The sequence below is a fragment of the Photorhabdus sp. RW14-46 genome (assembly GCF_963887965.1).
Taxonomy (GTDB): Bacteria; Pseudomonadota; Gammaproteobacteria; order Enterobacterales; family Enterobacteriaceae; genus Photorhabdus; species Photorhabdus laumondii.
Genome location: NZ_CAWPHH010000020.1, coordinates 70,260 through 79,294, shown reverse-complemented (window position 1 = coordinate 79,294; position 9,035 = coordinate 70,260). Strand labels below are relative to the sequence as shown.

General features: G+C 42.6%; 7 protein-coding genes, 1 tRNA gene and 2 rRNA genes. 8 read left to right on the top strand and 2 right to left on the bottom strand.

Annotation, left to right across the window (positions count from 1 at the left end):
* The 4 genes from AACQ38_RS15890 to AACQ38_RS15875 all read left to right on the top strand — a co-directional run.
* A 23S ribosomal RNA gene (locus AACQ38_RS15890) occupies nucleotides 1-103 on the top strand; the annotation flags it as partial.
* Nucleotides 104-246: 143 nt separating this feature from the next.
* Nucleotides 247-362 (top strand): 5S ribosomal RNA (gene rrf / locus AACQ38_RS15885).
* A gap of 202 nt (nucleotides 363-564) precedes the next feature.
* Nucleotides 565-641, top strand: a tRNA-Asp gene (locus AACQ38_RS15880).
* 139 nt (nucleotides 642-780) lie between these two features.
* A complete protein-coding gene (locus AACQ38_RS15875; RefSeq protein ID WP_011145075.1) occupies nucleotides 781-1,563 on the top strand; it encodes an endonuclease/exonuclease/phosphatase family protein in 783 nt (260 codons plus the stop codon).
* Between the two features lie 275 nt (nucleotides 1,564-1,838).
* Here AACQ38_RS15875 and AACQ38_RS15870 read toward each other — a convergent pair whose 3' ends face one another.
* Nucleotides 1,839-3,224 carry an amino acid permease gene (locus AACQ38_RS15870; RefSeq protein ID WP_058589764.1) on the bottom strand — a complete coding sequence of 462 codons (1,386 nt, stop codon included), beginning with the start codon at nucleotides 3,222-3,224 and terminating at the stop codon, nucleotides 1,839-1,841.
* A 170-nt stretch (nucleotides 3,225-3,394) separates the two neighbouring features.
* Here AACQ38_RS15870 and queE point away from each other — a divergent pair, with 170 nt between their 5' ends.
* A complete protein-coding gene (gene queE, locus AACQ38_RS15865) occupies nucleotides 3,395-4,066 on the top strand; it encodes a 7-carboxy-7-deazaguanine synthase QueE (RefSeq protein ID WP_113026084.1) in 672 nt (223 codons plus the stop codon).
* 44 nt (nucleotides 4,067-4,110) lie between these two features.
* Here queE and queD read toward each other — a convergent pair whose 3' ends face one another.
* Nucleotides 4,111-4,473 carry a 6-carboxytetrahydropterin synthase QueD gene (gene queD / locus AACQ38_RS15860; protein WP_011145078.1) on the bottom strand — a complete coding sequence of 121 codons (363 nt, stop codon included), beginning with the start codon at nucleotides 4,471-4,473 and terminating at the stop codon, nucleotides 4,111-4,113.
* A gap of 266 nt (nucleotides 4,474-4,739) precedes the next feature.
* Here queD and cysJ point away from each other — a divergent pair, with 266 nt between their 5' ends.
* Genes cysJ through AACQ38_RS15845 form a run of 3 tightly spaced genes read left to right on the top strand, consistent with a single transcriptional unit; the run spans nucleotide 4,740 to nucleotide 9,003 of the window.
* A complete protein-coding gene (cysJ, locus tag AACQ38_RS15855) occupies nucleotides 4,740-6,542 on the top strand; it encodes an NADPH-dependent assimilatory sulfite reductase flavoprotein subunit (RefSeq protein ID WP_165578570.1) in 1,803 nt (600 codons plus the stop codon).
* Entirely contained in the window at nucleotides 6,542-8,272 is a 1,731-nt protein-coding gene (cysI, locus tag AACQ38_RS15850) for an assimilatory sulfite reductase (NADPH) hemoprotein subunit (RefSeq protein WP_165578569.1), read from the top strand. The genes cysJ and cysI overlap by 1 nt, the downstream gene beginning before the upstream one ends.
* Nucleotides 8,269-9,003: a phosphoadenylyl-sulfate reductase gene (locus AACQ38_RS15845; protein WP_011145081.1), complete on the top strand. Its 735-nt coding sequence runs from the start codon at nucleotides 8,269-8,271 to the stop codon at nucleotides 9,001-9,003. The genes cysI and AACQ38_RS15845 overlap by 4 nt, the downstream gene beginning before the upstream one ends.
* Nucleotides 9,004-9,035 lie beyond the last annotated feature (32 nt).

The window sequence follows — 9,035 nt, the reverse complement described above, 5'->3', positions numbered from 1 at the left end:
GTCACGGAAGGAACGTTTAAGACGAAGACGTGGATAGGCTGGGTGTGTAAGTGCAGCGATGCATTGAGCTGACCAGTACTAATGAACCGAGAGGCTTAACCTTACAACACCGAAGGTGTTTTGGTGTTCAGAGGGCAGCCGGCAGAAGCCGGTTGACAGAAGAGAGATGAGTTTTCAGCTTGTTCAGAGATTGATTCGGGTGGTTGTGGCAGAAGAGCGACAACGGCCGGAAGAAAACCGAATATGCCTGGCGGCGATAGCGCGGTGGTCCCACCTGACCCCATGCCGAACTCAGCAGTGAAACGCCGTAGCGCCGATGGTAGTGTGGGGTCTCCCCATGTGAGAGTAGGACACTGCCAGGCTTTAATTTTGCGTTGTATGGCGATAGAAAAGCAATACAAGGCCCCAGTGGTAGCGAGTAGGGTAACTCCGTCGGGAACGGATTTGAACGTCGCGAGGGGCGACGGCCCGAAGAGCAAACGGCAGGAAAGCCGTTTGTAAGCTGCCAAGCTTGATATTTAAGTTTTATGTCGTAACAGCGATATAAATCAAAGAGAATTCGGTGGTGCGGTAGTTCAGTTGGTTAGAATACCGGCCTGTCACGCCGGGGGTCGCGGGTTCGAGCCCCGTCCGCACCGCCACCTTAATTTGCAGAGAAAACCCTGAGAGAAATTTCAGGGTTTTTTGCTGTTTATGAGTATTAAAATCAATAATTACCTTATTATATTTGATAGAATCGGATAGTTTTTATAGTTATTTTGTACTTAAGAGGTTTTTTACGTGGTAAAAAAAACCTATGCGATAAGATATGTTGCTGGACAACCTGTTGAACGTGTCTTTCCTATGTCGACTCATCAGCTTGGGAATACATTACCTGTAGGTACTCCTTTGATCACTGGTACAAATGAGCTTAGGGTTGTTGTATGGAATATCTATAAACAGCAGCGTCCTTCATGGCGAAAGGTTCTGAAAGAGCTGACTAACGAAAGCCAGTTGATTTTATTACAAGAAGCGCAGACAACTCCTGATTTAGTTGAATTTGCTACCTCAAATTACCTAATATCTGATCAAGTTCCCGCATTTCTATTACCACAACACCCCTCTGGTGTAATGACGTTAGCAACTTCTCATCCTGTCTATTGTTGCCCATTGAGAGAGAAAGAGCCTCTTTTACGTTTATCTAAGTCCGCTCTCATCACTGTTTATCTTTTACAAGATAATCGTCAGTTAATGGTTATTAATGTGCATGCGATAAATTTCAGTTTTGGTGTGGATGTGTATAGCCGCCAGTTGAATAATATTGGTGTTCATGTTCGTTTACATAATGGCCCAGTCATTATGGCTGGTGATTTTAATGCATGGAGTAAGCAACGATTAAATGCTTTAAAACGTTTTACCAGATATTTACACCTTGAAGAAGTATCTTTTACTGATGACTATCGAACAATCGCATTTGGTAGACCTTTAGATTTTATTTTTTACCGAGAGTTGAATATCGCTAATGCTATTGTGATACCTACTGATGCCTCCGATCATAATCCTCTTGTTGTGAATTTTTATTAACTCTTTATTATAAGAATATATCCATCTATTTTTTATGAATTAAATTCTTATTTAATTCATTGAAAAAACATTATATCATTATTACTTTATTGTAACTGTTTATTATCTGTTTTGATGGGTTTATATTTTAAAAATAAAATTTATTTCTATTAAAATAATATATAAATTATTTTAATTAATATGTGTAAGTTATATTGAGATAAATATTAAATATATTTCATTTGGGTAAATTAAAATAAATGCCAGATTAATCTGGCATTTTTTATGAATGAAAATTATTTATTTATCTGATGGATTTGAGAAATATTTTTCTTTTTGCTAAAGAAGTAGGTGATTGATAATAAGATTACCCATGTGATTCCCACAATTAATGCAATGCGGGTTTTCTCGAAATAGCCCAGTAATACAATAACAAATACCATAAAGATAATGGTTAATGCTGGCGCTATTGGCCACATAGGTACGGGGAATTTCAAGGTCTTAACTTCTTCTTTGCTCATTTTGCGGCGCATAGCAACCTGAGAAAGTAGGATCATTAACCATACCCATACAGTAGCAAATGTCGCGATAGAGGCAATGATAACGAAAATTTCTTCCGGAATCATATAGTTGAGTATAACGCCAATTAAGAGAACTGCTGACATAACGATTACAGTCATCCAGGGTACGCCATTACGGCTCAGCTTGGTGAATGATTTAGGCGCTTGTCCTTCTTGGGCCATGCCGTACATCATACGACCAGCACCAAAAATATCGCTATTGATTGCTGAAATTGCGGCAGTAATCACTACAATATTGAGAATGTTGGCAGCAGAATTGATACCCAAGCTAGAAAAAATCTGTACGAATGGGCTACCTTCTTGACCGATCTGATTCCACGGATAAATACACATTAAAATAAACAGAGTCAGTACATAGAACAGCAGAATACGGAAAGGGACAGCGTTGATTGCTTTTGGAATTGTTTTCTCGGGGTTTTTGGCCTCACTGGCAGTAATACCAATGACTTCAATACCACCAAAAGCAAACATCACAATAGCGAGTGACGCTATCACACCACTGATGCCATTAGGCATAAAACCGCCATATTCCCACAAACTGGCAATGCCGGTTGCATGATCTGTTTCTTGGCCGAATCCATAGATCATGATAATCATGCCACCGATAATCATAGCGATAATTGCGGTGACTTTCACAATCGAAAGCCAGAATTCCATTTCACCGAAAATCTTCACATGACAAAGATTAATTGCGCCAATAAAGCAGACAATGCTTAGTACCCAGATCCATTGTTCCACATGAGGGAACCAGAGCTTCATATAAAAACCAAATGCAGTAACGTCAGCCAGGCAGACGATCAGCATTTCGAATATATAATTCCATCCGGTTAGAAATCCGGCTAAAGGTCCGAGGTAATGGCTGGCATAGTGTGAAAAAGAACCGGCTACTGGATGGTGAACAGCCATTTCACCTAATGCACGCATCACCATAAATACGGCAGCACCGCCGATTAAATAGGCGAGTAATACGGCGGGTCCAGCTTGCTGAATAGCAGCTGCGGAGCCATAGAACAGCCCTGTGCCTATTGCGGAGCCTAATGCCATAAAGCGGATGTGCCGCCCGGTTAGACCCCGTTTCAGCTGAGTTTCATTATTCTGCATTATTTATTCCTGTCACTTTCTCAGTGCTAGATATATTTTAAGCACACAATGCCTCGACAAGTCGCATGTTAGCTAAGCGAAGCAAACCCCGTACCTTATCATAAAGATTGATGTTCGAGGGATAGATATCTGCAATAATGCGCCCTTGCCTAATGAAACCAGAGATTTGTATGTTTTACCCGATTAACGAAATATTCCAGACATTGCAGGGAGAAGGTTTTTTTACCGGCGTCCCGGCAATTTTTATTCGTCTACAAGGGTGTCCGGTTGGTTGTAGCTGGTGTGATACTAAACACACTTGGGAGAAAGAAGTGGAAAAGCAACGGACATTGGAAACAATTTTGCTGAAGACGAGTGAAAGCAATGAATGGAGTGAAGCTTCTCCTAAGCAAATTACAGCGCTGTTTGTTCAACAGAAATATACCGCACGCCACGTTGTTATTACTGGTGGTGAGCCTTGTCTCTATGATCTTATTCCTCTGACCGAAGAGTTAGAAAGTCTTGGCTACCAATGCCAGATAGAAACCAGTGGTACGTATCATGTTAAATGTTCTGCTGCTACTTGGGTGACGGTTTCACCAAAAGTTAACATGCGTGGTGGTTACCGGATATTGCAGCAGGCTTTGCAGAGAGCTAATGAAATAAAATATCCAGTTGCGAGGGAAAGGGATATTGAAGCATTGGATGAGTTATTAGCGACATTAAATGACAACTCATCACGTATTATTGCATTGCAACCGATTAGCCAGAAAGAAGAAGCTACCCGTTTATGTATTGAAACCTGTATTGCCCGTAATTGGCGATTTTCTATGCAAACACATAAATATTTGAATATCGCCTGAGAAAAGCTTACTGCACTGGAGGTTTCCTGGTGCAGTAAGTTGTTTCATTTGCCGCGGAAAATACATCCCGCAGTACAGGTTTCCTTCACCATAACGGCACTGAGTTGTGGAACTATTGGTTTAACTTTATGCCAAATCCAGGTTGCCAATACTTCGCTGGTTGGATTTTCCAGTCCAGGGATATCGTTCAGGTAATGGTGATCTAGCTGTTCCCAAACAGGCTTGAATAGGGCTTTTAAATCGGCAAAGTCCATAATCCAGCCACTATGAGGATCGACCTCCCCGGTAATTTCCAGTCGTACTATAAATGAGTGTCCATGCAGGCGACCGCATTTATGGCCTTCTGGGACATGTGGCAGACGGTGGGCAGCTTCAAACTGAAAATCTTTAAAAATCGTTGTGCTCATAGTGGTTCTCCCTGACTTCAAAAAACCCGCTATTCTACCCGATCTTCTGAATTAAACTTGGTTTTTTCATTTTTTTGCTATTGCTCTTATTAACTGTTTTATAGATATATTAAATCTGTAAATATGGTTAGGCGTTTTGGTTATTTGATATTGCGATAGTTTCTTTAAATAGTCACAAGTCGCTGAGATAACCTTACAAACCATCCCTATTTATTTTTTCTACTAAAAATAACGGACATTGGTAATCGTAAAGGGCAGCACAGGACATGAGCATAAAACCACCTTCAATTTCACTTCTTCCGGTTTCACCTGAACAGCTAGTGCGTTTGCAATCGGAGATTGGGGATTTTTCACCAACTCAATTAGCCTGGTTGTCTGGTTATTTTTGGGGAATGGTGAATCAACAACCACAGGTTCAGGCTGTGGTTCCGGCGGTTCCGGCACAGGAGACGATTACATTAATTTCAGCTTCACAAACCGGTAATGCTCGTCGTTTAGCTGAGCAGCTCCGTGAGGATTTGTTGGCACAGAAACTCAATGTCAATCTATTCAATGCCGGTGATTATAAATTCAAACAAATTGCTCAAGAAAAGATACTGATAATTATTGCTTCTACCCAAGGTGAAGGAGAACCTGCTGAGGAAGCGGTTGCATTGTATAAATATCTCTATTCTAAAAAGGCGCCGAAGCTGAATGATACGGTATTTGCGGTTTTTGGTCTGGGTGATACCTCTTATGAGCGATTTTGCCAGGCTGGAAAAGATTTCGATAATCGTCTGAATGAATTAGGCGCTCAACGGCTTCTGGAGCGTGTAGATGGTGATGTCGAATATCAGCAGGTTGCGGATCAGTGGCGTAAACAATTAACTGGAATCCTGAAACAGCGTATTCCAACTGAGACAGGAACTGAGATTACTTCTGCACAGGACAGATCGGTAAATGAAGTTTTTTCAACTTCTTATACTAAACAGGCACCATTGATTGCGGCTTTAGCTACTTGCCAGAAAATAACGGGTCGTGGTTCTGATAAAGATATTCGCCATATTGAAATTGATCTGGGTGATTCAGGTTTGCGTTATCAGCCAGGTGATGCTTTGGGTGTTTGGTTTGAAAATGATCCGGAGCTGGTGGATGAAGTGTTGAATTTGCTCTGGTTGCAGGGAACAGAACAAGTTGAGGTTAATGGTCAGAAATTGTCATTGAGAGAAGCGCTGATCAGCCATGTTGAGCTAACCCAAAATACCAGTGTGATTGTGGAAAAATACGCCGTTCTCGCGAAAGATGAAAAATTACTTTCTTTGATTGCTGATAAACAAGCATTACAACAATACGCTCACAACAAGCCGATTGCCGATATGATAAGGGAAGCGGCTTCTCAACCAGAGGCGCAGCAATTTATTGATTTGCTACGGCCTTTGACACCAAGACTTTATTCAATTTCTTCTTCTCAGGCAGAAATGGAAAATGAAGTTCATCTTACAGTTGGTGTGGTTCGTTATGAAATTGACGGACGGGCCCGCACTGGCGGTGCATCCGGCTATCTGGCAGATCGCTTACAGGAAAATAGTGATATTCGTATTTTTATTGAGCATAACGATAATTTTCGTCTGCCTGCCGATCCACGCACGCCTGTCATCATGATTGGGCCGGGAACCGGAATTGCACCATTTCGGGCATTTATGCAGCAAAGGGAAGCTGATGGCGCTGAAGGGAAAAATTGGCTGTTCTTTGGTAATCCACATTTTACTGAAGATTTTCTCTATCAAGTGGAGTGGCAGCGTTATGTCAAAGATGGCCTGTTAACCCGTATTGATCTGGCATGGTCCCGTGATCAGCAGCATAAAATTTATGTCCAAGACAAACTGCGTGAGCAGGGTGAAGCGGTATGGTGCTGGATTAAGGAAGGTGCACATCTGTATGTGTGTGGTGATGCAAACCGCATGGCAAAAGATGTGGAACATGCGTTATTGGATATTATTGCTGAGCATGGCGGCATGGATACCGAACAGGCAGATGAATTCTTAAGTGAACTGCGCTTTGAGCGCCGTTATCAGAGGGATGTGTACTAATGAACGATAAACAACATGGTCCTTTGATTGTCGAAGGTAAACTGGCTGACAGTGAGCGTATGAAGCAGGAGAGTAATTTTCTGCGAGGTACGATCAGTGAAGATTTAACTAATGGCTTGACGGGAGGTTTTGAAGGGGACAATTTCCTGTTGATTCGTTTTCATGGCATGTATCAGCAGGATGATCGTGATATCCGTGCTGAACGTGCTGAGCAAAAGCTGGAGCCACGTCATGCAATAATGTTGCGCTGCCGTCTGCCGGGTGGCGTGATTACGCCACAGCAATGGTTGGGCATTGATAAGTTTGCTGAAGAGAATACCCTTTATGGCAGTATCCGGTTGACTAACCGCCAGACATTTCAATTTCATGGCATTTTAAAAGGGAAAGTAAAACTTGCGCATCAATTGCTGAATCAAGTTGGGCTGGATTCGCTCGCGACGGCGAATGACGTTAATCGCAATGTGCTTTGTACCTCGAATCCTATTCAATCAGAGCTACATCAGCAAGCTTACGAATGGGCGAAGAAAATCTCAGAACATTTACTGCCACGTACCCGTGCTTATGCTGAACTCTGGTTGGATAAAGAAAAAGTCGCAACGACCGATGAAGAGCCGATTCTTGGCTCGACTTATTTGCCGCGTAAATTCAAAACCACGGTAGTTATTCCTCCACAGAATGATGTTGATCTGCATGCCAACGATCTGAATTTTATTGCTATTGCAGAAGGTAGCAAGTTGGTTGGTTTTAACGTGTTGGTGGGTGGTGGTTTGGCGATGACTCACGGTGATAAAAATACCTATCCAAGTATGGCGAGTGAGTTTGGTTATATCCCGCTTGAGCATACGTTGGCAATTGCGGAAGCTGTGGTGACAACTCAGCGTGATTGGGGTAACCGGACTGAGCGTAAAAATGCCAAAACCAAATATACGTTGGAGCGGGTTGGTGTTGAGACTTTTAAAGCAGAGGTAGAGAGACGCGCTGGCGTGAAATTTGAGGCAATCCGACCTTATGAATTTACTGGTCGTGGTGATCAAATTGGCTGGCTGAAAGGTATCGATGATAAATGGCATTTGACACTGTTTATTGAGAATGGTCGCCTTTTGGACTACCCCGGCAAGCCGCTGAAAAGCGGTGTTGCTGAAATTGCCAAAATACATAAAGGGGATTTTCGCCTGACGGCCAATCAGAACTTAATCATTGCTGGTATTCCTGAAAGTGAGAAACAACGCATTGAAACTATCGCCCGTCGGCATGGATTGATTGACGATAAAACCACAGTTCAGCGTAAAAACTCAATGGCCTGTGTCTCTTTCCCAACTTGCCCATTGGCAATGGCTGAGGCTGAACGTTTTTTACCGGAGTTTGTCACTCATGTTGAACAATTGATGAATAAACACGGTATTGGTGATGAACATATTGTTTTGCGGGTGACGGGTTGTCCGAATGGTTGTGCTAGAGCGATGTTGGCGGAGGTAGGGCTAGTTGGCAAAGCGCTTGATCGTTATAACCTTCATCTTGGTGGTAATCGGATTGGTACCCGTATTCCACGCATGTATAAAGAAAATATCAGCTCACAAGCGATTTTATCCATCATGGATGAACTTATTGGGCGTTGGGCGACAGGTCGGCAGCCAAATGAAGGTTTTGGTGATTTCCTGATCCGCACGGATATTATCAAGCCGGTACTGGATTCAGCCCGCGATTTTTACGATTGGCAGGAGGCGGTATGAGCCAATTCAGCTTATCTCAATGTGTTAGTATGACTGCTGAACAACAAGAGCAATCACTGGCTGAGATTAATCTTCGGCTTGAAATGATGGATGCTCACCAGAGAGTAAACTGGGCATTGGAAAATTTGCCAGGGGAGTTTGTTCTTTCCTCCAGTTTTGGTATTCAGGCGGCGGTATGTCTTCATTTAGTGACACAAGAATATCCTGATATTCCGGTCATACTTACTGATACCGGTTATCTATTCCCTGAAACTTATCAATTCATAGATAAACTCACAACGCAACTGAAACTGAATTTGCAAGTATTCAGTGCTGAGCATTCCCCGGCCTGGCAGGAAGCTCGCTATGGGAAATTGTGGGAGCAAGGCGTAGAGGGAATAGAGCGTTACAATCAGATTAATAAGGTTGAACCAATGAATCGGGCTTTGAAAAATCTGAGAGCACAAAGTTGGTTTGCTGGTTTACGCCGTCAGCAATCTGAAAGTCGATCAAAATTACCGGTTTTAGCTGTACAGCGGGGAGTATTTAAGATTTTGCCGATTATCGACTGGGATAACCGGCGTGTGCATCAATATCTGACAAAACATGGCTTGGAATATCATCCATTATGGGAACAGGGTTATCTCTCTGTTGGTGACATCCATACAACTCAAAAATGGGAACCGGGCATGAGTGAAGAACAAACCCGTTTTTTTGGCTTGAAGCGAGAATGTGGGTTACATGAGAATTAAAAACCCGGTATTTCCTGAGTGGGATTGATGAT

Excerpts from the sequence above, each read along its gene's own strand:
- AACQ38_RS15870 (WP_058589764.1), bottom strand. The coding sequence starts at position 3,224 with ATGCAGAATAATGAAACTCAGCTGAAACGGGGTCTAACCGGGCGGCAC.
- queE (WP_113026084.1), top strand. The coding sequence starts at position 3,395 with ATGTTTTACCCGATTAACGAAATATTCCAGACATTGCAGGGAGAAGGT.
- queD (WP_011145078.1), bottom strand. The coding sequence starts at position 4,473 with ATGAGCACAACGATTTTTAAAGATTTTCAGTTTGAAGCTGCCCACCGT.
- cysJ (WP_165578570.1), top strand. The coding sequence starts at position 4,740 with ATGAGCATAAAACCACCTTCAATTTCACTTCTTCCGGTTTCACCTGAA.
- cysI (WP_165578569.1), top strand. The coding sequence starts at position 6,542 with ATGAACGATAAACAACATGGTCCTTTGATTGTCGAAGGTAAACTGGCT.
- AACQ38_RS15845 (WP_011145081.1), top strand. The coding sequence starts at position 8,269 with ATGAGCCAATTCAGCTTATCTCAATGTGTTAGTATGACTGCTGAACAA.